This is a genomic window from Streptomyces sp. 11x1 (genome assembly GCF_032598905.1).
Classification (GTDB): Bacteria; Actinomycetota; Actinomycetes; order Streptomycetales; family Streptomycetaceae; genus Streptomyces.
Genome location: NZ_CP122458.1, coordinates 3,356,057 through 3,378,934, shown reverse-complemented (window position 1 = coordinate 3,378,934; position 22,878 = coordinate 3,356,057). Strand labels below are relative to the sequence as shown.

Sequence of the window (22,878 nt, the reverse complement as noted above, 5' to 3'; positions counted from 1 at the left end):
CGTACGGCACGACACCGGGCATCCCGGGCGTCCCGGGCCTACATTGGTGCTACGTCATCGTCGACGCCCCGGAGCGCATCATGTCGGTCACCCCTGTTCTCGAGGCGGATGTCCTGCGGCGGCAGGACCCCGAGCTGGCCGACATCCTGCTCGGGGAGCGGGATCGGCAGGCGACGACGCTGCAGCTCGTCGCCGCGGAGAACTTCACCTCGCCCGCGGTGCTGGCCGCGTTGGGATCACCGCTCGCGAACAAGTACGCGGAGGGGTATCCGGGGGCCCGGTACCACGGCGGCTGCGAGATGGCGGACGTCGCCGAACGGCTCGCCGTGGAGCGCGCCAAGGCACTGTTCGGGGCCGAGCACGCCAACGTCCAGTCGCACTCGGGTTCCTCGGCCGTCCTGGCCGCCTACGCCGCCCTGTTGCGCCCCGGCGACACCGTCCTCGCGATGGGCCTGCACTTCGGCGGCCATCTCACCCACGGCTCACCCGCCAACTTCTCCGGCCGCTGGTTCGACTTCGTCGGGTACGGCGTGGAGGCCGAGTCGGGGCTGGTCGACCGCGAGCAGGTGCGCACCCTGGCCCGCACCCACCGGCCCAAGGCCATCGTGTGCGGATCCATCTCCTACCCCCGGCACCTCGACTACGCCTTCTTCCGCGAGGTCGCCGACGAGGTGGGCGCCTATCTCATCGCCGACGCGGCCCATCCGATCGGGCTGGTCGCCGGGGGAGCGGCGCCCAACCCGGTGCCGTACGCCGACATCGTGTGCGCCACCACGCACAAGGTGCTGCGGGGCCCGCGCGGAGGGATGCTGCTGTGCGGGAGCGAGCTGGCCGAGCGGGTGGACCGGGCGGTGTTCCCGTTCACCCAGGGCGGCGCGCAGATGCACACCATCGCCGCGAAGGCCGTCGCGTTCGGGGAGGCGGCAACCCCGGCGTTCACCGCGTACGCCCATCAGGTGGTCGCGAACGCCCGCGTGCTGGCCCGGGGGCTGGCCGAGGAGGGGCTCGTGGTCGTCACCGGCGGCACCGACACGCACCTGCTGACCGTCGATACCGCGCCACTCGGGATCGAAGGCCGCACGGCCAAGGGGCGGCTCGCGGCCGCCGGGATGGTCCTGGACTGCTGCGCGCTTCCGCACGGGGACGCCCGTGGCCTGCGGCTCGGCACGGCCGCGCTGACCACCCAGGGCATGGGCGAGGCGGAGATGGTGCGGCTCGCGGCGCTGTTCGCGGGGGCCCTGCGGGACGGCGGCGACGGCAAGCGGACGCGTGAAGAAGTGCGGGACCTGGCCGGAAGATTTCCGCCGTATCCGCGCTGAGGTGGGGTAGGCGCGCCACCAGGCACAGCATCACGTGCAACCATCGTCGCTACCCGGATGTCCTCCACCGTATGCGTGCATCGTCGCGCGCATCGCTAGGGTGTGAGGCTGTGATGGCCAGCGAGACCTGTGGGGAAGCCCGTGCGTGAATACCTCCTGACGCTCTGCATCACGGCCGCGGTGACGTACCTGCTGACAGGGCCGGTGCGGAAGTTCGCGATCGTGGCCGGAGCCATGCCGGAGATCCGTGCGCGTGACGTCCACCGTGAACCCACGCCCCGCCTCGGCGGCATCGCGATGTTCTTCGGGCTGTGCGCCGGTCTGCTGGTAGCCGACCATCTGACCAATCTCAGCCAGGTCTTCGCCGAGTCCAACGAACCGCGCGCGCTGCTCTCCGGGGCCGCGCTGATCTGGCTCATCGGCGTCCTGGACGACAAGTTCGAGATCGACGCCCTGATCAAGCTCGGCGGCCAGATGATCGCCGCCGGTGTGATGGTCATGCAGGGTCTGACGATCCTGTGGCTGCCCATCCCCAGCGTGGGGATCGTCGCGCTGACCCAGTGGCAGGGCACCCTGCTCACGGTCGCCCTGGTCGTCATCACCATCAACGCGGTCAACTTCGTCGACGGCCTCGACGGTCTCGCGGCCGGCATGGTCTGCATCGCCTCCGCCGCGTTCTTCATGTACGCCTACCGCCTCTGGTACAGCTACGGCATCGAGGCCGCGGCCCCCGCCACCCTCTTCGCGGCGGTCCTGATGGGCATGTGCCTCGGTTTCCTGCCGCACAACATGCATCCCGCCCGGATCTTCATGGGCGACTCCGGTTCGATGATGATCGGCCTGGTGCTGGCGGCCGCCGCGATCTCCATCACGGGTCAGGTCGACCCGGACGTGATGGGCCTGTACGGCTCCGAGCGCAGCACGGTCTACGCAATGGTCCCGGTCTACATCCCGCTGCTGATGCCGCTGACCATCATCGCGATTCCGGCGGCCGACCTGATCCTCGCGATCGTGCGCCGCACCTGGCGTGGCCAGTCGCCGTTCGCCGCCGACCGGGGGCATCTGCACCACCGGCTCCTGGAGGTCGGGCACTCGCACAGCCGGGCCGTGCTGATCATGTACTTCTGGTCCGCGGTGATCGCGTTCGGCACCCTGGCGTACACGGTGAACTCGGCGTCCATGTGGATCGTCCTCGCCATCGCCATGTTCAGCGGGGTCGGTCTCTTCCTGCTGCTGCTGCCTCGCTTCACGCCGCGTGCGCCGCGCTGGGCGGAGCGCTTCGTACCGCCCCGCTACCGCCGCCGGACGGTCCCGGCGGCCGCCCCGGAGCCCGTCGCCGACTGGACGCCCTCCCTCGACGGCGCGACGGCGATCGGCGGCCGCAGCCACGAACCGGAACGCAGCCCGGCGGGCGCGCGCCGCTGAGCGACGGCTCCGCGCGGAGCCGTCGTCGCCCCACTCGCAGAACCGGCCGGAGGCCGTGCGCGGCACCTCGCGCACGGCCTCCGGCCGTCCGTCGTGCCGGCGGAGGGGCGGCGCATCGCGCTGACGGCAAGGTAAGAATCTGACTAACACTTTGCCGATGTCATGCGAGCACGTGACGACGCAAAACGGCCTTATACCAGACAAGTCGGCGTGGATTTTGCACAGACGGGCAGCTTCACCCTCATGTGTGACACCTGGCACAGCATTCAGGTAAAGACCTCATCAAATAGTTTGTGATACGGTTCACGAGAACCCGGGACAGAGTCGAAGGACCGCACTGCGACGGTCCGTTGGCGCGAGATTCTCGCTCGCCCCCGGGGTCTACGCTCGTCCATGACGACACCCTGCCCCCTTAGCAAGCGGAGTTGCCGCCATGCCGTCCAATGACGTCCGGACCCTCCTTCAGGCCGCCGTACCCACGGCAGCCGCCGGCGCGATCGCCGCTGTCGTCAGCGGTGAGGTCGTCGGAGGCGAGGGGGCTCTCGGCGCCGTCGTGGCCGCGGTGATCACGATCCTCTTCATGGGAATCGGGCTCTACGTTCTGCAGCGCACTGCCAAATCGCTTCCTCATCTCTTCCAGATGATGGGCCTCATGCTTTACGCGGCACAGATTCTCCTGTTGTTCATCTTTCTGTCCGCGTTCAAGAACACCACTCTGTTCCACCCCAGGGCCTTCGCGTTCACGCTCGTCGCCACCACCCTCGTGTGGATCGCCGCACAGACGCGGGCGCATATGAAGGCCAAGATCCTCTATGTCGAACCCGATGCGCCGACGGGCAACAAGCCCGAAAAATCGGGGCACTCGTCGTGAGGAGTAGGGCCGGGATAAGGGCGTGTGCGAACTCCTGCTATCGTCCGGTGCCAACTGCGGCATCGCGGGCGCGGGCATCTGAGCTGACGCCTGCTCAATCGCGAGGCTTGATGCCCCCCAGCCGCCCCCACATCCGTAACACCAGTCCAGTGCCGACCCGCGGCTGCGCGCCGCGCCGACACAACGAGGTTGCCGTACCCATGCGTCACGCCGAAGGAGCCCGTGGTGAGTGCTGACCAGACCCAGCTCGCCTTTGACTGGAGCTGTCGGATCATGTCCGACAACGGCTGTGGCTTCCCGGCTCCGGGCCTGCACTCGTTCCTCTTCAAGCCGATCGCCACGGTCGGCGGGTTCGAGTTCAACAAGGTGATGCTGCTCGCCCTCGTCACCACCCTCCTGGTGATCACCTTCTTCACCCTCGCCTTCGGCAAGGCCAAGGTGGTCCCGGGCAAGCTGCAGATGATCGGCGAGGCGGGCTACGACTTCGTGCGCCGCGGCATCGTCTACGAGACGCTGGGCCGGAAGGAAGGCGAGAAGTACGTCCCGCTGATGGTCTCGCTGTTCTTCTTCATCTGGATCATGAACATCTGGTCCGTGATCCCGCTGGCCCAGTTCCCGGTGTCGTCGATCATCGCCTACCCGATGGTCCTCGCCCTGGTCGTCTACGTGGTCTGGGTCTCGCTGACCTTCAAGAAGCACGGCTTCATCGGCTTCTTCAAGAACGTCACCGGCTACGACAAGTCGCTCGGCCCGGTGCTGCCCCTCGTGGTGGTCATCGAGTTCTTCTCGAACCTGCTGGTCCGCCCGTTCACGCACGCGGTGCGACTGTTCGCCAACATGTTCGCCGGCCACCTGATGCTGGTCATGTTCACCGTCGCCTCCTGGTACCTGCTGAACAGCTGGATGATCCCGGCGGCCGGTGTCTCCTTCATCATGACCATCGTCATGATCCTCTTCGAGCTCTTCGTGCAGGCCGTCCAGGCGTACGTCTTCGTGCTCCTCGCCTGCTCGTACATCCAGGGCGCGCTCGCCGAGCACCACTGAGCACCGCCGCTTCACAAGCCCCCAGAACGTCCGGTGGCCAACCCCCGCCGGTCCATGAAAGAGAAGGAAGAATCAGCATGGCTGCCATGGAGACCCTTGCCGCCCTCGAAGGCAACATCGGTGCTGTCGGCTACGGCCTCGCCGCCATCGGCCCCGGCGTCGGCGTCGGCATCATCTTCGGCAACGGCACCCAGGCCCTGGCCCGTCAGCCCGAGGCCGCCGGCCTGATCCGTGCCAACCAGATCCTCGGCTTCGCCTTCTGTGAGGCGCTCGCCCTCATCGGCATCGTCATGCCGTTCGTCTACGGATGATCGAGCCCTGACGAGCGAACCTTTCAACGAGAGGCACTGATGTGATCGCCAACCTGGTACAGCTGGCGGCCGGGGAAGAGCAGAACCCGCTCGTCCCGCCCGGCCCCGAGCTGCTCGTGGGCGCCATCGCCTTCGCCATCGTGTTCTTCTTCTTCTGGAAGAAGGCGCTCCCGAACATCAACAAGGTTCTGGAAGAGCGCCGCGACGCGATCGAGGGCGGTATCGAAGAGGCCGACCGCATGAAGGTCGAGGCCCAGAGCGTGCTCGAGCAGTACAAGGCTCAGCTCGCCGAAGCTCGGCACGAGGCCGCGCGGCTGCGCCAGGAGGCGCAGGAGCAGGGCGCCACGCTCATCGCCGAGATGCGGGCCGAGGGCCAGCGTCAGCGCGAGGAGATCATCGCCGCCGGTCACTCGCAGCTCGAGGCCGACCGCAAGGCCGCCGCTTCGGCGCTGCGTCAGGACGTGGGCAAGCTCGCCACCGACCTGGCCGGCAAGCTCGTCGGCGAGTCCCTGGAGGACCACGCCCGGCAGAGCCGCGTGATCGACCGCTTCCTCGACGACCTCGAGGAGAAGGCCGAGGCCACGCGATGAACGGAGCGAGCCGCGAGGCCCTGGCAGCCGCACGGACGCGTCTCGACGCGCTGACGGACTCCACGTCCGTGGACGCGGCGCGGCTCGCCGACGAGCTGGCCGCCGTCACCGCTCTGCTCCACCGTGAGGTGTCGCTGCGTCGGGTCCTGACCGACCCGGCGCAGTCCGGCGAGGCCAAGGCCGAGCTGGTCGTCCGCATCCTCGGCGGGCAGGTCGGCTCGACCACCGCCGACCTGGTGTCGGGCCTGGTGCGTTCCCGCTGGTCGCAGCCCCGTGACCTGGTTGACGCGCTGGAGCAGCTGGCCGATGTCGCCGACCTCACGGCCGCGCAGCAGTCGGCCACGCTCGACGACGTCGAGGACGAGCTGTTCCGCTTCGGCCGGATCGTCGCCTCGAACACGGAGCTGCGGTCCGCGCTGACCGACCGTGCCGCCGGTACCTCCGCCAAGCGCGAGCTGCTGCGCAGCCTGCTCGGCGGCCGCGCCAAGGCCACCACCGAGCGTCTGGTGACGCGCCTCGTGACCGCGCCGCGTGGACGTAGCCTGGAGGGGGGACTCGAGTCCCTGTCCAAGCTCGCCGCCGAGCGCCGGGACCGCATGGTCGCCGTCGTCACCTCCGCGGTCCCGCTGAGCGACCCCCAGAAGCGACGCCTCGGCGCCGCCCTGGCGAAGCTCTACGGCCGTCCCATGCACCTGAACCTCGACGTGGACCCCGGCGTCCTCGGCGGGATGCGGGTCCAGGTCGGCGACGAGGTCATCAACGGCTCGATCGCGGACCGACTCGAGGACGCCGGCCGCCGCCTGGCGAGCTAGCACCAACTTCATAGCAGTACGTACGTATGTCTGCGGCCCGGTTGGGCCGTGCAGAGGATTCACCTCTTTCAGGGGGGAGTCCCCATCCCCCCAAAGTGAAACTTCGGGCCCAACAAGGAGAGCAGGGAACCCAGATGGCGGAGCTCACGATCCGGCCGGAGGAGATCCGGGACGCGCTGGAGAACTTCGTCCAGTCGTACCAGCCGGACGCGGCCTCGCGCGAAGAGGTCGGTACGGTCACGCTTGCCGGCGACGGCATCGCGAAGGTCGAGGGTCTTCCCTCGGCCATGGCCAACGAACTGCTGAAGTTCGAGGACGGCACCCTCGGCCTCGCACTCAACCTGGAAGAGCGCGAGATCGGCGCCATCGTCCTCGGTGAGTTCAGCGGTATCGAGGAGGGCCAGCCGGTCAGCCGTACCGGCGAGGTGCTGTCGGTCGCCGTGGGCGAGGGCTACCTCGGCCGCGTCGTCGACCCGCTCGGCAACCCGATCGACGGCCTCGGCGAGATCGAGACCACCGGCCGCCGCGCCCTGGAGCTGCAGGCTCCCGGCGTCATGGCCCGTAAGTCGGTGCACGAGCCGATGGAGACCGGTTACAAGGCCGTCGACGCCATGACCCCGGTCGGCCGCGGCCAGCGCCAGCTGATCATCGGTGACCGCCAGACCGGCAAGACCGCCCTGGCCGTCGACACGATCATCAACCAGCGCGACAACTGGCGCTCCGGTGACGTGAACAAGCAGGTCCGCTGCGTCTACGTCGCCATCGGCCAGAAGGGCTCGACCATCGCCTCCGTGCGTGGCGCCCTCGAAGAGGCCGGCGCGCTGGAGTACACGACCATCGTCGCCGCCCCGGCGTCCGACCCGGCCGGCTTCAAGTACCTGGCGCCGTACACCGGTTCGGCCATCGGTCAGCAGTGGATGTACGAGGGCAAGCACGTCCTCATCATCTTCGACGACCTCTCCAAGCAGGCCGACGCCTACCGCGCCGTGTCGCTGCTGCTGCGCCGCCCGCCGGGCCGTGAGGCCTACCCGGGTGACGTCTTCTACCTGCACTCCCGTCTGCTGGAGCGTTGCGCGAAGCTCTCCGACGACCTGGGCGCGGGCTCGATGACCGGTCTGCCGATCGTCGAGACGAAGGCCAACGACGTCTCGGCGTTCATCCCGACCAACGTCATCTCCATCACCGACGGCCAGTGCTTCCTGGAGTCGGACCTCTTCAACGCCGGTCAGCGCCCCGCGCTGAACGTCGGTATCTCCGTCTCCCGAGTCGGTGGTTCCGCGCAGCACAAGGCGATGAAGCAGGTCTCCGGTCGTCTGCGTCTCGACCTCGCCCAGTACCGCGAGCTGGAGGCGTTCGCCGCCTTCGGTTCCGACCTGGACGCCGCGTCGAAGGCGCAGCTGGAGCGCGGTATGCGTCTGGTCGAGCTGCTGAAGCAGCCGCAGTACCAGCCGATGCCGACCGAGGACCAGGTCGTCTCCGTGTGGGCCGGTACCACCGGCAAGATGGACGACGTCCCCGTCGCCGACGTCCGCCGCTTCGAGAAGGAGCTGCTGGAGTACCTGCACCGCAAGGAGCAGGGCCTCATGACCTCCATCAAGGAGGGCGGCAAGATGTCGGACGACACCCTGAGCGCTGTCGCCGACGCGATCGCCGAGTTCAAGAAGCAGTTCGAGACCTCGGACGGCAAGCTGCTCGGCGAGGACGCCCCGGCCGTCAACGTCTCCAAGTGACGTAAGGAAGGGACCTGACTCATGGGAGCCCAGCTCCGGGTCTACAAGCGTCGCATCCGATCCGTCACCGCGACCAAGAAGATCACCAAGGCGATGGAGATGATCGCCGCCTCGCGCGTCGTCAAGGCGCAGCGCAAGGTGGCGGCCTCCACGCCGTACGCGACCGAGCTCACCCGCGCGGTCACGGCGGTCGGTACCGGTTCGAACACCAAGCACCCGCTGACCACGGAGGCGGAGACGGCGACCCGTTCCGCGGTGCTGCTCCTCACGAGCGACCGCGGACTGGCCGGCGCCTTCAACTCCAACGCCATCAAGGTCGCCGAGCAGCTGACGGCGCGCCTTGAGGCGGAGGGCAAGGAGGTCGACACGTACATCGTCGGCCGCCGCGGTCTGGCCCACTACAACTTCCGCGAGCGCAAGGTCGTGGAGTCGTGGTCGGGCTTCACCGACGAGCCCAGCTACGCGGACGCCAAGAAGGTCGCTGCTCCGCTGATCGAGGCGATCGAGAAGGACACGGCGGACGGCGGGGTGGACGAACTCCACATCGTCTTCACCGAGTTCGTCTCGATGATGACGCAGACGGCGCTCGACGACCGGCTGCTGCCGCTCAGCCTCGACGAGGTGGCGAAGGAGGCGGCGCCGAAGGGCGAGATCCTTCCGCTGTACGACTTCGAGCCGTCGGCGGAGGACGTCCTCGACGCCCTGCTGCCGCGCTACGTCGAGAGCCGTATCTACAACGCGATGCTCCAGTCGGCCGCTTCCAAGCACGCCGCCACCCGCCGCGCGATGAAGTCGGCCACCGACAACGCGGGCGAGCTGATCAACACGCTCTCCCGCCTTGCCAACGCGGCCCGACAGGCCGAAATCACCCAGGAAATCAGCGAGATCGTCGGTGGCTCCGCAGCCCTGGCCGACGCGAACGCGGGGAGTGACAGGTAATGACGACGACAGTTGAGACGGCCGCTGCCACGGGCCGCGTCGCCCGGGTCATCGGCCCGGTCGTCGACGTGGAGTTCCCCGTCGACGCCATGCCCGACATCTACAACGCCCTTCACGTCGAGGTCGCCGACCCGGCCGAGGACGGCGCGAAGAAGACGCTGACCCTGGAGGTCGCCCAGCACCTGGGTGACGGCCTGGTCCGCACCATCTCCATGCAGCCCACCGACGGTCTGGTCCGCCAGGCCCCGGTCACCGACACGGGTGCCTCCATCACCGTCCCCGTCGGCGACTTCACCAAGGGCAAGGTGTTCAACACCCTCGGTGAGGTGCTGAACACCGACGAGAAGTACACGGGCGAGCGCTGGGGCATCCACCGCAAGGCCCCGAACTTCGACGAGCTCGAGTCGAAGACCGAGATGTTCGAGACCGGCGTCAAGGTCATCGACCTTCTCACCCCGTACGTCAAGGGTGGAAAGATCGGTCTGTTCGGTGGTGCCGGCGTCGGCAAGACGGTGCTCATCCAGGAGATGATCTACCGCGTCGCCAACAACCACGACGGTGTCTCCGTGTTCGCCGGTGTCGGTGAGCGCACCCGTGAGGGCAACGACCTCATCGAGGAGATGGCCGACTCGGGCGTCATCGACAAGACCGCGCTGGTCTTCGGTCAGATGGACGAGCCCCCGGGCACCCGTCTGCGCGTGGCCCTCGCCGGTCTGACCATGGCGGAGTACTTCCGCGATGTGCAGAAGCAGGACGTGCTGTTCTTCATCGACAACATCTTCCGCTTCACCCAGGCCGGTTCCGAGGTGTCGACCCTGCTCGGCCGTATGCCCTCCGCGGTGGGCTACCAGCCGAACCTGGCCGACGAGATGGGTCTCCTCCAGGAGCGCATCACCTCGACCCGTGGTCACTCGATCACCTCGATGCAGGCGATCTACGTCCCCGCGGACGACCTGACCGACCCGGCCCCGGCCACCACCTTCGCCCACCTCGACGCGACGACGGTTCTCTCCCGTCCGATCTCCGAGAAGGGCATCTACCCGGCCGTGGACCCGCTGGACTCCACGTCCCGCATCCTGGACCCCCGCTACATCGCGGCGGACCACTACAACACCGCGATGCGCGTCAAGACGGTCCTGCAGAAGTACAAGGACCTCCAGGACATCATCGCGATCCTCGGTATCGACGAGCTGGGCGAGGAGGACAAGCTCACCGTCCACCGTGCCCGTCGCGTCGAGCGCTTCCTGTCCCAGAACACCCACGTCGCCAAGCAGTTCACGGGCGTCGACGGGTCGGACGTCCCGCTGGACGAGTCGATCACCGCGTTCAACGCGATCATCGACGGCGAGTACGACCACTTCCCCGAGCAGGCCTTCTTCCTGTGCGGTGGTATCGAGGACCTGAAGAAGAACGCGAAGGAGCTCGGCGTCAGCTGACGCCCGGCGACTCGTGAACAGTGGGGGGGCGAGGCCACACCTGATGGGGTGCGTCCCGCCCCCCTCTGTACTCCCTCTAGAATTGACCCAACACCCGGCCGAGGCGCCGGGTGGTGACCCGAGGAGCCACCTTGGCTGCTGAGCTGCACGTCGCGCTGGTCGCGGCCGACCGAGAGGTCTGGTCGGGCGAGGCCACTCTGGTCGTCGCGCGTACCACGTCCGGCGACATCGGCGTCATGCCCGGTCACCAGCCGCTGCTCGGTGTGCTGGAGTCGGGCCCGGTGACCATCCGTACGAGTGAGGGCGGCACGGTCGTCGTCGCCGTGCACGGCGGTTTCATCTCGTTCGCGGACAACAAGCTGTCCCTGCTGGCCGAGGTCGCCGAGCTGGCCGACGAGATCGACGTCCAGGGCGCCCAGCGGGAGCTGGAGCGCGCGAAGGCGGAGGGCGACGCCGCCGCCGAGCGCCGCGCGGATGTACGACTGCGTACGGCGGGTGCGCGCTGAGCGCAGACGCCGTGTGATGCTGTACCCCAGCCGCGGCCGGGTCCGGATGTCTTCATCCCGACCCGGCCGCGGCTGAGGCGAATATGGGTGTTTTTTACGTTCCGTTACCTAGGAGACGAGGAGGTCGGTGTCGATGGTCCTCGCTCTGACTGTGTGCGGGTCGGTGATCGCGCTCGTGGTGGTCGGGCTCTTCGTTTTCGGACTGCGCCGCCGACTCATCCAGCGCTCCGGGGGCACCTTCGACTGCAGCCTCCGCTGGGACGCCCCGGAGAAACCCGGCGGCGACGAGAACGGCAAGGGCTGGGGGTACGGCGTCGCCTGCTACAACGGCGACCGCATCGAGTGGTACCGCGTCTTCTCGTACTCGTTCCGTCCCCGCCGTGTCCTGGAGCGGGCCTCGATCGAGGTGGCCGGGCGCCGCACCCCCGAGGGCGAGGAGGAGCTGGCGCTGCTCTCCGACGCCGTGATCCTCGCGTGTCTGCACCGCGGGACCCGGCTGGAACTGGCGATGAGCGAGGACGCGCTGACCGGTTTCCTCGCGTGGCTGGAGGCAGCCCCGCCCGGCCAGCGAGTGAATGTGGCGTAGCCTCCGGCCGGAATCCCGCGGCCCCGGTGCGAGGGGCTCGCGTGTCCGGGTGTGAGGTGGCGGCGGTCGGGACCCTGTTGCCGATCAGCCGACGCCGCGAACGGCACCGGCTGATCGGGATCCAAATTCTCCACGGGGGTGCCCATCGCGGTATGTCGGCGCAGTCGCCCGTGCCTCTGCAGAAAGGCGGCAGGCAGTCCGACTCCCGCACCCCCCGGTGAGAATGGGCCGCCCACCGGTCGGATCCATTTCAGTAACCCACGCTCGCGCCGACAGCCGCGAGCGTTCTTGCATATGTCACTCGAATGGTCCATCGCCCGCACCGCTTGCCGTTGCCGCTGCGTACGTACTTCTTCACCCGTCCGGATCTCACTGGGTGCCGAGGGGCGGCGCTCCCGATCAGGTTGAACCACAACGACCGAAGGGAGAACCAGTGCTGTCCTGGAAGAACACTCGGACCTTGGCCGTGGCCACACTGCTGGGCGCGGCCGTGTCCGCTGTCGCCGCACCGGCCACCGCGTCCTCGCCCGCGCTCCGGGCGAGAGCGGTGCCGTGCGGGGACGTCGCGGAGTTGATCGAGCAGGTCAACGAGGCGAACGCGCGGGGGCGGGGAAGCATCCTGCTGTCGTCGGGATGCACCTACGCGCTCACTGCTCCGGCCCTGCCGGACGGCGCCAACGGGCTGCCGACCATCACCGGCAACGTCGCCCTCACCGGTAGCCGAGTGACGATCACCCGTCAGTCACCCACGCCTTTCCGGATCGCCGAAGTCGCTCCGCAGGGAGAACTCACCCTCAACGGGATCACCGTGTCGGGCGGCAGCGCGACCGGGAACTCCGCCACGGTCGGCGGCGGCATCCTCACCGAGGGGAGGCTCACCCTGGTCGCGAGCCGGATCACCGGCAACACTGCTTCCGTCCTCGGCGGAGGGATCGCGGTCGCGTCCGGTGCGGCGGCACGTCTCGACGGCACCACCGTGTCCGGCAACGGTGCCGGTGACGGTGGAGGCGTTCATGTGGGTGGGTCCGCGCAGCTGGACATGATCGGAGGGTCCATCCAGAGCAACGAGGCGGCGTTCCTCGGTGGAGGGCTGGCCAACTTCGGCACCACGGTCCTCAACGGTGCGGCAGTCGGGGGCAACCGCACCGAGAACTTCGAGGGCGGCGGCATCTTCACGGCTCTGGGTCCCCTCACCCTGAACGGCGCCTCCGTGAGGGGTAACGAGAGCGCCTCGTACGGCGGAGGCATCGCCAACGCCGGAAGCACCCTACGACTGCTGAGAACCCTCGTGGACGACAACGAAAGCGGCCTCGACGGCGGCGGTCTCTACCAGCAGGCAGGCACGTCCGACCTGGTCGGCGGCAGGGTCTCCCGCAATGTCGCGGGCGGCCAGGGCGGTGGGATCTTCCGAGTCGGCGGCACGGTCGTCCTGACCGGAACGCCCGTCGTGAACAACACGCCGGACAACTGCGGACCGCCGCCCGGAGTCCCCGGCTGCGCGGCGTAACGGCGGCCGGCCAAGCTCCAGACCCCCCCCGGGGGCCTGGAGCTTGGCCGGCCGGTTCGACATCAGGAGAGGTCAGGAAAGGACGGAACGTTAGTCCTTTCGGGTGATGTGAAGGATGGCGTCTTGTCACTCGATTGGATGCGTGGGTCACTAAGAGTGTGAACCGGCGGGCTGCCCATCCCCGAGCCGGGGGAACGTTCGATCAGGCAGCGCTTGCCGGTTTCTCCTTGCCCAGAGGAGATGGCGGAGGTTGCCGCCCGCTCGGCCGGGCGGGCGAGGGTGCCTGTGCGGGTTCGTTCACCCGGGCGCGGACGCACTGTTGATCAGTGCTCGCCGCATCGCAAGGAGTCGGGCAGAGGCCGACGTGCGTCCTGTCGGCGGTCCCCCCTCCTGAGGACGTCTCAGTCGATGGCTGGCCGTTCCTGCCGGTTTCTCGCATGTCCCCATCAACCAGCGAGGAGCTTCCTCATGCCGATCTCTCCGAATCAGGGTTCCACCGGGGGCGGGACCCTGGTGACCATCACCGGCACCAACCTGGCCAACACCAGCGCGGTGAAGTTCGGCGGCAAGTCCGCCACGAGCGTCACCAACGTCTCCGCGACGCAGGTCACCGCCGTCTCCCCGTCGGGGACCGGCACGGTCGGCGTCACGGTGACCACCCCGGGCGGGACCAGCAACCCGGTGCCGTTCTTCTACGTCGGCGCCCCGTTCAAGTCGTCCCTGGACGCCGACTCCGGGCCACTGGCCGGCGGCAACACCGTCACCGTCAACGGTACCGGCCTGTCGACGGCCACCAGTGTGTCCTTCGGCGGGGTCACCGCCACCCCGACCGTGACCAGTGACAGCTCCCTCAGCGTCACCGTGCCCGCAGGCGCGGCGGCCGGGCCGGTGTCGGTCAGCGTCACCACCGCGGGCGGCACCAACAACGGCCTCAGCTACACCTACGTCGACACCCCCACGATCGGGACCATCGCCCCGGACGAGGGGTCGACCTCCGGTGGGACGGCCGTGACCATCAGCGGCACCAACCTGGACAGCACGGACTCGGTCACCTTCGACGGCGTCGCGGCGCCGTTCTCGGTGATCAACACGACCACGCTGTCCGCGGTCAGTCCGCCCGGAACCGCGGGAGCGGTCGACGTGGTCGTGACCAACCCCGCGGGATCGGCCACCGCGGTCGGCGGCTTCACCTACGTCGCCGGCCCCGGTATCTGACCGGTCCTCGCGCCTCCGCGACACGGAGGCGATGAACCCCCGTCCGGGCGGCAGTCCCCCCACCGCCCGGACGGGCTCGACCTCGCGGCCACGCCGCGACGCGGCTACGCCGGGACGTGGCCGCCTCCATTCCTGCGCGAAGGAGTACAGCCATGGCTCCCCCTGTGGTCTCTTCGGTCAGTCCCAACCAGGGACCGACCTCGGGTGGTACGACGGTCACCGTGACCGGATCCGGTTTCACGGGAGTGACCAACGTCCGGTTCGGAGCCAAACCGGCCACGTCGTACACCGTCAACAGCAGTACACAGATCACGGCGGTGACTCCCTCGGGCGTCGGCAGCGTGAACGTCACCGTCAGCACCACCCAGGGCACGAGCGGCCAGGTGGTGCTGTTCACCTACGTCACGACCCCCTCCCTCTCAAGCCTGTCGCCGAATCAGGGCCCGGTGGCAGGGGGGACGACGGTGACGCTGACGGGCGCGAATCTCTCCGGTGCGACGGCGGTGCAGTTCGGCGGGGTGGCGGCCACGTCGTTCACCGTCAACAGCAGTACACAGATCACGGCGGTGACTCCCGCCCACGCTGCCGGCGCGGCGGCGGTCACGGTGACCACCCCCGGCGGCACCAGCAACGCTGCCGATCCCAACGCGTTCTTCTTCTACTCCGCGCAGCCCCTGCTGACGTTCCTCGCGCCTCCCTCCGGACCCACGGCGGGCGGCACCGCGGTCACACTCACCGGCAGCGGTCTCCTCGCCGCGACGGCGGTGCAGTTCGGCGGGGTGGCGGCCACGTCGTTCACCGTCGACAGCAGTACGCAGATCACGGCGGTGGCTCCCGCCCACGCTGCCGGCGCGGCGGCGGTCACGGTGACCACCCCCGGCGGCACCAGCAACCCGGTCTACTACGTCTACCTCAACGCTCCCGCGCTGGTCTCCCTCGTGCCTGACCTGGGGCCGACGGACACCGGTACGGTCGTCACGCTGACGGGCAACGATCTCACGACGGCGACCGCGGTCCAGTTCGGCGCCCTCTCCGCGTCGTTCACCGTGGTCTCCCCGACGCAGATCACGGCCGTTGTCCCGACCGGCCCGCCCGGGCCGGTATCCGTCACGGTGACCACACCGGCCGGCACCAGCAACGGTTTGATGTACACGCGGTTCGCCGCGCCCAGCATCTGATGCGCCGGGATCACGGGATGAGGTCCTTCCACGCCGCAGTCGTTCACGCCGATCGGTCCGTCACCTACTGCGGCACCGTCGGCACGGACCATCTGCGGACCGTGCGCGCCATGGCCGCTCTGCCCGCCACGACCCACCGCGTCGTCGAGCATCCGGGCCGTCCCGGCTCGGTGTTCGTCCTGCGCGCGGACGGCGACCTGGACTGGTACCAACCCGTCGACACCGCCCCGCCCCCGGTACGCCCCTGGGCCCCGGCACCGCGCGCACACGCTGTCGGGCAGGAACGGGAAGGGGCCGGTGCGATCACCGACGAGGTTCCGCTCACCGCCCGGGACCAGGGCACGGTGTGGATCGATGCCGCGATCCGGTTCGGTGACGGAGTGATCGGCGGCCCGATGGACACGCCCCGCAATCCGCCCCGGGTGGTGCACCACACCACCGAGTCCCCGGCCGGAGGGAAGTACCTGGAGGCGGTGGCGTCGTACCTGATCGAAGTGGCCGCCGAACCGCACCTCGTGTACTGCCCGGTCACCGACCGCGTCGGGCAGTTCGGCCCCTTGCACCACTCGGCCCGCGCCCTGCGCAACGACGGTTCTCGCCGTACGAATCGCGAGGGTCTGGTCTGTGTCCAGATCGAGGTCCTCGGGCGTGCCTCCGAGCCGTGGACCGATGCCTGGAATCCACGGGAGAAGCCGGGATGGCAGCGGATCCTGGCCGCCGTCCGCTCCTGGGAAGTGCCGGACGACTGGCCGATGGGCCCTCCCGTGGCGTACCCCCCGGGCTCGTCGGCCCGCACCCGCTCGGTGTGGCAGTCCGAGGGCGGACACTTCGGCCACTGCCACGTGCCCGGCAACGACCATGGTGATCCGGGAGCGATCGACACAGCCAAGGTCCTGTCCGTGGGGACGGGCACCGGCACTCAGGGCGGGACCCGTCCGAGGGTGAGCCTCGCCCGGGTCGTGGCGGCCGCCAAAAGGGACCCCCCGGCGCCCGGCGGTCACCGCACGTATCCGAGGGACGTCCGTCCGGTGGAGGAGGCGCTCGCCGCCGAGGGACTGCTGGAACGCCGGTATGTGGACGGCTCGTTCGGTACCCGCACCCTCGCGGCCTACGCCGCCTGGCAGCGCAGCAGAGCAGGTGGCTCGTACCGGGGCGGTGACGCCGACGGGGTACCGGGCCGGGACTCCCTGACCCGGCTCGGCGACAGACATGGCTTCACCGTCGTCGGATGAACCGAAAAGGGACGAACCCAGGACCGGTTGCCTCGCATGGCGCTCCCCCGGACACGGTCCGGGGGAGCGCCACTGGCGCCTGGTCTTCCGGCAGTCGACTGCTCCAGCCGGTAGCCGGTCTACTTGAGCCCGTTGCTGATCGCGTTCACCAGCTCTCCGTTGCTCGTGTCGCCGCTGAACTCCCAGAAGAAGGCGCCGCCCAGGCCCTGGTTCTTCGCCCAGGTCATCTTTCCGGCGATGGTGGACGGGGTGTCGTAGCTCCACCAGTTGCTGCCGCAGTGGGCGTAGGCCGTGCCCGCGATGGTGCCGGTGACCGGGCAGGAGTTCTTCAGGATCTTGTAGTCCTCGATGCCCGCCTCATAGGTGCCGGGGGCCGCCCCGGTCGCCGTGCCGCCGGGGGCGGACTGGGTGACGCCGGTCCAGCCGCGGCCGTAGAAACCGATGCCGAGCAGCAGCTTGGCGGACGGGACGCCCTTCGACTTCAGCTTGGCGATGGCGTCGGCGGAGTTGAAGCCGGCCTGCGGGATCCCCGAGTACGAGGTCAGCGGGGAGTGCGGGGCGGTCGGGCCGTCCTTGTCGAAGGCGCCGAAGTAGTCGTACGTCATCACGTTGTACCAGTTCAGATGGGTTGCGGCCCCGCCGTAGTCGGCCGCGTCGATCTTGCCGCCGGAGGAGCCGTCGGCGGTGATGGCCGCGGTGACCAGGTAGTTCGAGCCGAACTCGGCACGCAGTGCCTGGGAGAGGTTGCGGAAGGCCGCCGGCCCCGAGGTGTCGCAGGTCAGACCGCAGGCGTTCGGGTACTCCCAGTCGATGTCGATGCCGTCGAAGACGTCGGCCCAGCGCGGGTCCTCCACGACGGCCTTGCAGGACTTGGCGAACGCGGCCGGGTTCTGCGCGGCCTGGCCGAAGCCGCCGGAGTAGGTCCAGCCGCCGAAGGAGTACAGCACCTTGATGTGCGGATACTTGGCCTTGAGCTGGCGGAGCTGGTTGAAGTTGCCGCGCAGCGGCTGGTCCCAGGTGTCGGCGACGCCGCTGACGGACTGGTCGGCGGTGTACGCCTTGTCGTAGGCGGCGTAGGTGTCGTCGACGGTGCACTGACCGTTCTTGACGTTGCCGAACGCGTAGTTGATGTGGGTGATCTTGGCGGCGGAGCCCGAGGTGACCAGGTTCTTCACGTGGTAGTTGCGGCCGTAGACGCCCCACTCGGTGAAGTAGCCGAGGTTGATCTTCGAGCCGGGGTTCGGGTTCGTGCCGCCCCCGGTGGTCCGGACGGCCGCCGCGCCGCTGACCGGGCCGGTCTGGTCGGCGGTGTCACGGGCCTGGACGGTGTACGAGTAGTCGGTGCCGGCGGTCAGGCCGGTGTCCGTGTAGGTGGTGCCGGTGACGGTGGCGACCTTGGTGCCCCCGCGCAGGACGTCGTAGTTCTTGACGCCCTTGTCGTCGGTGGCTGCGCGCCAGCTCAGCTTCACCGAGGTGTTGGTGACGTCCGAGGCGGTCGGGGTGCCGGGGGCGGAGGGTGCCGCGTCGCCGGGGACGCTGGGGCCGCCGTCACAACTTCCGCCGTTGAGCTTGCAGTTGGCCGGGGAGCCTGAGCCGCTCCCGTTGAAACCGAAGGAGACGGAGGCGCCGGGGGCGAGGGTGCCGTTCCAGGACTTGTTCCTGGCGGTCCAGTGGGTGCCGGACGAGGTGACGTCCGCGTCCCAGGCGGAGGTGACCGACGTGCCGGAGGGGAAGTCCCACTCGACGGTCCAGGAGCTGATGGTCGTGGTGCCGGTGTTCTTCACCGTCCATTTGCCTTCGAACCCGGAGCCCCAGTCCTGGGGCTTGGCGTAGGTGGCGGTCGCCTCCGTGGCCGCCTGTGCGGGGGTGGCGAGACCGACCAGGCCGGCGAGGGGGAGGAGCAGGGTCGCGAGACCCGCTATGGCTCTGTGCCTGAAGCGCATGTGCGCCTCCTTGTGGGGTGTCTTGTTGCATGAGCATGACGTGGCGCAGTGGGCCGAGAATAGAAAGGTCTGGACCATAGGTCAATGGGTCTGGACCACTGCGCTCGCGCCGACACCCCCGGGCGGGGCCGACGGGGGTCAGGCACCCAACTCCTGTGCCAGTACCGCCGCTTGCACGCGACTGCGCAGATCGAGCTTCCCCAGCAGTCGGCTGACGTGCGTCTTCACCGTCGCCTCGGCCATGTCCAGCCGCCCGGCGATCTCCGCGTTGGACAACCCCTCGCCCAGGCAGGAGAGGACCTCCCGCTCCCGCCGGGTGAGGGAGTCGAGGACGGACGGATCGACCGCCGGCTCCCGTACGGGCTTGGCGGCGAACTCCGCGATCAGTCGCCGGGTGACCGCCGGGGCGATCAGGCCCTCGCCGCGCCCCACCGCCCGTACGGCCTCGATGAGGTCCCTCGCCTCCGTGTTCTTCAGCAGGAACCCGGCGGCCCCGGCCCGCAGCGCCCCGAAGACGTACTCGTCGAGGTCGAAAGTGGTCAGCACGAGGACGTCGGCCAGCCCCTCGGCGACCACCTGCCGGGTCGCCGACACCCCGTCCAGGCGCGGCATCTGGACATCCATCAGCACCAGGTCGGGCCGCAGTTCCCGGGCCAGGGCCACCGCCCGTTCGCCGTCCCCTGCCTCGCCGACCACCTCGATGTCCGGCGCGCTGCGCAGGATGAGCACCAGCCCGGCCCGTACGGCGGACTGGTCCTCGGCGACGAGCACACGGATCATGCGGGTTCTCCTTGGGCGACGGGGAGGGTGGCGCGGACGCTCCAGATCTTGCCGTGCACCGAGCTCTCGGGGCCCGCTTCGAAGGTGCCGCCCAGCAGGGCGACCCGCTCCCGCATCCCGACCAGACCGGCGCCGGAACCGGGTGCGCTCGGCCCGTCGCGGTCGCCGTACGGGCTGGTGACGGAGATGGCGAGGGAGCCGTCCGGCTGCCGCAGCACCACGCAGACCCGGCCGGGGGAGGCGTGTTTGAGGGCGTTGGTGAGCGACTCCTGGACGATGCGGTAGGCCGCCAGCTCGACGGGGGCGGGGAGGGTGCCCGCGTGGTCGGCGTCCAGGGTGACGTCGAGACCGTTGGTGCGGGCGCCCTCGACGAGGGAGCCGAGGCTGTCGAGCGTGGGCGCGGCGGACGGCTCGGTGTCGTCGCTCGAATCCCGCAGAATGCCGATCAGCCGGCGCATCTCGGCGAGCCCCGCCACGCTGTTCTCACGGATGACCCCGAGGGCCTCCTTGGAGGTGTCCGGGTCGTCGAGGGAGAGGGCGGCGGTGGAGTGGATCGCGATCGCCGAGAGATGGTTGGCGACCATGTCGTGCAACTCCCTCGCCATCCGCGCCCGTTCGGAGACGACGGCCTGGGCCCGGTCCATCTCCGCCAGCAGGGCCGTCTGCTCGGCGCGCAGCCGGGCGGCCTCGGCGGCGTCGCGGTGGTTGCGCACGATCCAGCCGGTGGCGGCGGGCATGAGGGAGACCAGACCCACGACCACCCCGATGAGCAGCGCCTCCGGTTTCCGGAAGGCCGCGATCGGGACCACGGTGAAGGCGACGGTCACCAGCCCGGAGACCCAGGGCACCCGGCGGGCCGTGGCGGGCGGGCCGTACAGCACGGCCGCGTAGACCAGGTCGGTGAACATCAGGACCGTGATCAGGTTGCCCTGGGTGATGGTGTCCAGGGTCAGCGCGGCCCATCCCACCAGCAGGGCCGTGCGGGGCATCACGCGGCGCAGCGCCTCGCAGCCCGCCGTCACGACGAGGGGCGGCAGGACCCACCAGGGGCTCTCGAACACCACGATGCCGTCCTGGGGCGTGCGGGTGTCGAGGCCGAGGCCCCACAGCAGCAGACCGCCGAGGAGTCCGGCGGCGGCGATGTACAGGTCCACGCGGTGCGGGCGGGGCGGTCGTACGGCCATGCCCTCCATCCAACACGGCACGCGCCCCCGTCGCCTGGTGCTCGCGAACGGTCCTGGACTGCATCTTTCGATGTACCGCGACTTCGTCACCGCCGACGACGATTCCGGGGGCGACGGCCGGGAGCCTGGAAGGGTGAACGAGAGGAGCGCATCGTGATCGTCGCGTTGATCATCGCCTGCGAGGTCGGCTTCTGGGTGCTGCTGGCCCTGGCCCTGGCCGTCCGCTACCTACTGAACAAGCGCCGGGCCAGTGTCGTGCTGCTGCTGTGCGAGCCCGTGCTGGAGCTGGTGCTGTTCGTCGTGACCGCGATCGACCTGAAGAACGGGGCCGAGCCGAGCTGGGAGCACGGGGTGGCGGCGCTCTACATCGGCTTCACCGTGGGCTACGGCCACTACATGATCCGGTGGCTGGACGGCCACGCGGCGCATCGCCTGGCCGGCGGGCCGAAGCCGGCGGGGCCGCCGAAGTACGGCCTGGCCAGGGCCCGCCACGAGGGCAGGCTCTGGACCCGGACGCTGGTGGCGAGCGGGGTGGCGCTGGCCCTGCTCCAGCTGGCCGTCTGGTACGTCGGCGACGACGGGAACGTCGATTCGCTGAGGTCGTTCCAGTGGGTCGCCCTGCGGGCCGCCGGTATTCACGGCCTGATCGCCCTCGCCTACACGATCTGGCCGAAGAAGGAGCCGGACGTGCGGGGGGACGGGGACCGGGACGCCGGGGAGGGCCGCGACTCCGGGTACGCGAAGGAGAGGATCGGGCGATGAGCGGCACGCCGGGCAGGACGGTCGGCCGGGCGACGAGGAACCTGGTGGAGGGGGCCGCCACCTTCGTGATCGGCCTGGTGCTGTGGCTCTTCACCGAGGGGGTGGAGGTCCCGGTGGTCACCCCGACCAAGGTCGGCGTGGTGATGATGTGCGTGGGAGGCGTCCTCGTCGTCACGGGCCTCTACCGACGGGCTCGCGGAGCGACGGGCGGCGGGTGACCGCTCCGCGAAGCCGTTGCCGCTTCGCGAGGGCCGTTGCCGTTCCGTGGGGACCGCTGCCGCTTCGCGCGAGCGCGGCCCGGGAGTGACTACCGGTCGCCGCCCGGGACCCACAGCACGTCTCCGACCTCCTTGTTCGCCGTCCTCGCGAGGATGAACAGGAGGTCGGAGAGGCGGTTGAGGTAGGTCGCGGTGAGGGGGTTCATCGCGTCGGCGTGATCCTCCAGCGCGGCCCAGGTCGAGCGCTCGGCGCGCCGGACCACCGTGCAGGCCTGGTGCAGCAGGGCCGCGCCGGGGGTGCCGCCGGGCAGGATGAAGGAGCGCAGCTTCTCCAGCTCCCCGTTGAAGCGGTCGCAGTCCGCCTCCAGCTTGTCGATGTAGAACTGCTCGACCCGCAGGGGCGGGAACTCGGGGTTCTCGACGACGGGCGTGGAGAGGTCGGCACCCACGTCGAACAGATCGTTCTGTACCCGTACGAGGACCTTGACGACCTCCTCGTCCAGCCCGCCCAGCGCGATCGCCGTCCCGATCGCCGCGTTGGCCTCGTTGGCGTCCGCGTACGCCGAGATCCGCGGATCGGTCTTGGGCACCCGGCTCATGTCGCCGAGGTTGGTGGTGCCCTGGTCGCCGGTCCTGGTGTAGATGCGCGTCAGATTGACCATGTGACCAGCGTAGTTACGCCCCGGCCGTCCGGACGACCTGTGTGCCCACTGTCACGGAGGTCGTCGTGGGGAGGGGGCCGCCGGGACGTCGCCCGTCCGCCCTCGGGCAACCAGGGGGCGAGGGGCGGCGAGACCCGGCGGGACATCGGTGAGCGGTGGGCCGAGGAGGAGTCACGAGGTCTCCTGGGTGCGGCGTCGATCGAGCCGCCGTGCCGGGGGGCGGGAGCGCGCTCGATGTCGACCGCCACGACCGGACCCTGCCCGACGACGGTCCGGCGAGGCGTCGGGCCCGCGGAACGGACCCCGCCGACGACGGTCCGGCGAGGCGCCCGCCCCGCGGAAGGGATCCCGTCCACGACTCGTCTCTCTCGCTGATCGCCGGTCAGATCGCCTGGGTCCAGCGGACGGTGATGGCCGGATTGGGGCGCGAGAGACACCCTGGGAACAATTCGGGCGAAGTGCCCCGAGGGGTGCTTCTTCTCCTGGGTGGCGTGGAGGGGCTGTTGGGCGAGGAGGTGCTCAACTGCGCCGCATGCCCCTTCGCGTGGGTGCCGCCGGTGTGATGTCCGTCTGTTGAGACGTGACTCGCGTTACTAAGCGGTCACACGGCCCCTCACGGGCGCTAGTG

The 22,878-nt window shown here is 69.4% G+C and carries 22 protein-coding genes; 18 read left to right on the top strand and 4 right to left on the bottom strand.

Annotation, left to right across the window (positions count from 1 at the left end):
* Window positions 1-80: 80 nt before the first annotated feature.
* The 16 genes from glyA (at window position 81) to P8T65_RS14415 (ending at window position 16,701) form a co-directional block, all read left to right on the top strand.
* Window positions 81-1,319, top strand: a complete 1,239-nt coding sequence (gene glyA, locus P8T65_RS14490) for a serine hydroxymethyltransferase (protein ID WP_316725807.1) — start codon at window positions 81-83, stop codon at window positions 1,317-1,319.
* Between the two features lie 141 nt (window positions 1,320-1,460).
* On the top strand, window positions 1,461-2,744 hold the full coding sequence (locus P8T65_RS14485; RefSeq protein WP_316725806.1) for an MraY family glycosyltransferase: 1,284 nt from the start codon (window positions 1,461-1,463) through the stop codon (window positions 2,742-2,744).
* Window positions 2,745-3,177: 433 nt separating this feature from the next.
* Window positions 3,178-3,615, top strand: a complete 438-nt coding sequence (locus P8T65_RS14480; RefSeq protein WP_316725805.1) for a hypothetical protein — start codon at window positions 3,178-3,180, stop codon at window positions 3,613-3,615.
* 273 nt (window positions 3,616-3,888) lie between these two features.
* The gene (atpB, locus tag P8T65_RS14475; RefSeq protein WP_316731587.1) at window positions 3,889-4,659 is read left to right on the top strand and encodes a F0F1 ATP synthase subunit A; all 771 of its coding nucleotides are present in this window, start codon (window positions 3,889-3,891) and stop codon (window positions 4,657-4,659) included.
* Window positions 4,660-4,736: 77 nt separating this feature from the next.
* Window positions 4,737-4,970 (top strand): ATP synthase F0 subunit C, encoded by a 234-nt coding sequence (gene atpE / locus P8T65_RS14470; RefSeq protein WP_037695385.1) that lies wholly within the window; start codon window positions 4,737-4,739, stop codon window positions 4,968-4,970.
* A 41-nt stretch (window positions 4,971-5,011) separates the two neighbouring features.
* Window positions 5,012-5,560, top strand: coding sequence for a F0F1 ATP synthase subunit B (locus P8T65_RS14465; protein ID WP_217177340.1), 549 nt, complete (start codon window positions 5,012-5,014; stop codon window positions 5,558-5,560).
* A complete protein-coding gene (locus tag P8T65_RS14460; protein ID WP_316725804.1) occupies window positions 5,557-6,372 on the top strand; it encodes a F0F1 ATP synthase subunit delta in 816 nt (271 codons plus the stop codon). The genes P8T65_RS14465 and P8T65_RS14460 overlap by 4 nt, the downstream gene beginning before the upstream one ends.
* A gap of 134 nt (window positions 6,373-6,506) precedes the next feature.
* Window positions 6,507-8,102 carry a F0F1 ATP synthase subunit alpha gene (atpA, locus tag P8T65_RS14455; RefSeq protein ID WP_316725803.1) on the top strand — a complete coding sequence of 532 codons (1,596 nt, stop codon included), beginning with the start codon at window positions 6,507-6,509 and terminating at the stop codon, window positions 8,100-8,102.
* A gap of 21 nt (window positions 8,103-8,123) precedes the next feature.
* On the top strand, window positions 8,124-9,041 hold the full coding sequence (locus P8T65_RS14450) for a F0F1 ATP synthase subunit gamma (RefSeq protein ID WP_316725802.1): 918 nt from the start codon (window positions 8,124-8,126) through the stop codon (window positions 9,039-9,041).
* Entirely contained in the window at window positions 9,041-10,477 is a 1,437-nt protein-coding gene (atpD, locus tag P8T65_RS14445; protein WP_059083623.1) for a F0F1 ATP synthase subunit beta, read from the top strand. The genes P8T65_RS14450 and atpD overlap by 1 nt, the downstream gene beginning before the upstream one ends.
* 131 nt (window positions 10,478-10,608) lie before the next feature.
* Complete coding sequence (locus P8T65_RS14440) at window positions 10,609-10,983, top strand: F0F1 ATP synthase subunit epsilon (protein WP_230220410.1); 375 nt, start codon at window positions 10,609-10,611, stop codon at window positions 10,981-10,983.
* 133 nt (window positions 10,984-11,116) lie between these two features.
* Window positions 11,117-11,569 (top strand): DUF2550 domain-containing protein, encoded by a 453-nt coding sequence (locus tag P8T65_RS14435; protein WP_316725801.1) that lies wholly within the window; start codon window positions 11,117-11,119, stop codon window positions 11,567-11,569.
* Between the two features lie 466 nt (window positions 11,570-12,035).
* Window positions 12,036-13,076 (top strand): right-handed parallel beta-helix repeat-containing protein, encoded by a 1,041-nt coding sequence (locus P8T65_RS14430; RefSeq protein ID WP_316731586.1) that lies wholly within the window; start codon window positions 12,036-12,038, stop codon window positions 13,074-13,076.
* 468 nt (window positions 13,077-13,544) lie between these two features.
* Window positions 13,545-14,291, top strand: a complete 747-nt coding sequence (locus tag P8T65_RS14425) for an IPT/TIG domain-containing protein (protein ID WP_316725800.1) — start codon at window positions 13,545-13,547, stop codon at window positions 14,289-14,291.
* Between the two features lie 152 nt (window positions 14,292-14,443).
* Window positions 14,444-15,469 (top strand): IPT/TIG domain-containing protein, encoded by a 1,026-nt coding sequence (locus P8T65_RS14420; protein WP_316725799.1) that lies wholly within the window; start codon window positions 14,444-14,446, stop codon window positions 15,467-15,469.
* Window positions 15,470-15,486: 17 nt separating this feature from the next.
* Entirely contained in the window at window positions 15,487-16,701 is a 1,215-nt protein-coding gene (locus P8T65_RS14415) for a peptidoglycan-binding protein LysM (protein WP_316725798.1), read from the top strand.
* Between the two features lie 119 nt (window positions 16,702-16,820).
* Here P8T65_RS14415 and P8T65_RS14410 read toward each other — a convergent pair whose 3' ends face one another.
* From P8T65_RS14410 to P8T65_RS14400, 3 genes are all read right to left on the bottom strand, one after another.
* The gene (locus tag P8T65_RS14410; protein ID WP_316725797.1) at window positions 16,821-18,644 is read right to left on the bottom strand and encodes a glycoside hydrolase family 18 chitinase; all 1,824 of its coding nucleotides are present in this window, start codon (window positions 18,642-18,644) and stop codon (window positions 16,821-16,823) included.
* A gap of 138 nt (window positions 18,645-18,782) precedes the next feature.
* Window positions 18,783-19,424: a response regulator transcription factor gene (locus P8T65_RS14405; protein ID WP_316725796.1), complete on the bottom strand. Its 642-nt coding sequence runs from the start codon at window positions 19,422-19,424 to the stop codon at window positions 18,783-18,785.
* Complete coding sequence (locus tag P8T65_RS14400; RefSeq protein WP_316725795.1) at window positions 19,421-20,608, bottom strand: histidine kinase; 1,188 nt, start codon at window positions 20,606-20,608, stop codon at window positions 19,421-19,423. The genes P8T65_RS14405 and P8T65_RS14400 overlap by 4 nt, the downstream gene beginning before the upstream one ends.
* 153 nt (window positions 20,609-20,761) lie before the next feature.
* On the opposite strand from P8T65_RS14400, the gene P8T65_RS14395 reads away from it, so the two are divergent.
* Both P8T65_RS14395 and P8T65_RS14390 read left to right on the top strand, forming a co-directional pair.
* Entirely contained in the window at window positions 20,762-21,370 is a 609-nt protein-coding gene (locus P8T65_RS14395; RefSeq protein ID WP_316725794.1) for a hypothetical protein, read from the top strand.
* Entirely contained in the window at window positions 21,367-21,588 is a 222-nt protein-coding gene (locus P8T65_RS14390; RefSeq protein ID WP_316725793.1) for a DUF5708 family protein, read from the top strand. Before P8T65_RS14395 ends, P8T65_RS14390 begins: the two co-directional genes overlap by 4 nt.
* Window positions 21,589-21,677: 89 nt before the next feature.
* Here P8T65_RS14390 and P8T65_RS14385 read toward each other — a convergent pair whose 3' ends face one another.
* A complete protein-coding gene (locus tag P8T65_RS14385; protein WP_184899471.1) occupies window positions 21,678-22,250 on the bottom strand; it encodes a cob(I)yrinic acid a,c-diamide adenosyltransferase in 573 nt (190 codons plus the stop codon).
* Between the last annotated feature and the right edge of the window lie 628 nt (window positions 22,251-22,878).

Bases quoted from the DNA above. Each gene is read 5' to 3' on its own strand.
- P8T65_RS14390 (WP_316725793.1), top strand. From the start codon at position 21,367: ATGAGCGGCACGCCGGGCAGGACGGTCGGCCGGGCGACGAGGAACCTG.
- P8T65_RS14385 (WP_184899471.1), bottom strand. From the start codon at position 22,250: ATGGTCAATCTGACGCGCATCTACACCAGGACCGGCGACCAGGGCACC.
- P8T65_RS14480 (WP_316725805.1), top strand. From the start codon at position 3,178: ATGCCGTCCAATGACGTCCGGACCCTCCTTCAGGCCGCCGTACCCACG.
- P8T65_RS14420 (WP_316725799.1), top strand. From the start codon at position 14,444: ATGGCTCCCCCTGTGGTCTCTTCGGTCAGTCCCAACCAGGGACCGACC.
- P8T65_RS14435 (WP_316725801.1), top strand. From the start codon at position 11,117: ATGGTCCTCGCTCTGACTGTGTGCGGGTCGGTGATCGCGCTCGTGGTG.
- P8T65_RS14410 (WP_316725797.1), bottom strand. From the start codon at position 18,644: ATGCGCTTCAGGCACAGAGCCATAGCGGGTCTCGCGACCCTGCTCCTC.
- P8T65_RS14415 (WP_316725798.1), top strand. From the start codon at position 15,487: ATGAGGTCCTTCCACGCCGCAGTCGTTCACGCCGATCGGTCCGTCACC.
- atpB (WP_316731587.1), top strand. From the start codon at position 3,889: ATGTCCGACAACGGCTGTGGCTTCCCGGCTCCGGGCCTGCACTCGTTC.
- P8T65_RS14405 (WP_316725796.1), bottom strand. From the start codon at position 19,424: ATGATCCGTGTGCTCGTCGCCGAGGACCAGTCCGCCGTACGGGCCGGG.
- atpD (WP_059083623.1), top strand. From the start codon at position 9,041: ATGACGACGACAGTTGAGACGGCCGCTGCCACGGGCCGCGTCGCCCGG.
- atpE (WP_037695385.1), top strand. From the start codon at position 4,737: ATGGCTGCCATGGAGACCCTTGCCGCCCTCGAAGGCAACATCGGTGCT.
- P8T65_RS14400 (WP_316725795.1), bottom strand. From the start codon at position 20,608: ATGGCCGTACGACCGCCCCGCCCGCACCGCGTGGACCTGTACATCGCC.
- P8T65_RS14450 (WP_316725802.1), top strand. From the start codon at position 8,124: ATGGGAGCCCAGCTCCGGGTCTACAAGCGTCGCATCCGATCCGTCACC.
- P8T65_RS14425 (WP_316725800.1), top strand. From the start codon at position 13,545: ATGCCGATCTCTCCGAATCAGGGTTCCACCGGGGGCGGGACCCTGGTG.
- P8T65_RS14460 (WP_316725804.1), top strand. From the start codon at position 5,557: ATGAACGGAGCGAGCCGCGAGGCCCTGGCAGCCGCACGGACGCGTCTC.
- glyA (WP_316725807.1), top strand. From the start codon at position 81: ATGTCGGTCACCCCTGTTCTCGAGGCGGATGTCCTGCGGCGGCAGGAC.
- atpA (WP_316725803.1), top strand. From the start codon at position 6,507: ATGGCGGAGCTCACGATCCGGCCGGAGGAGATCCGGGACGCGCTGGAG.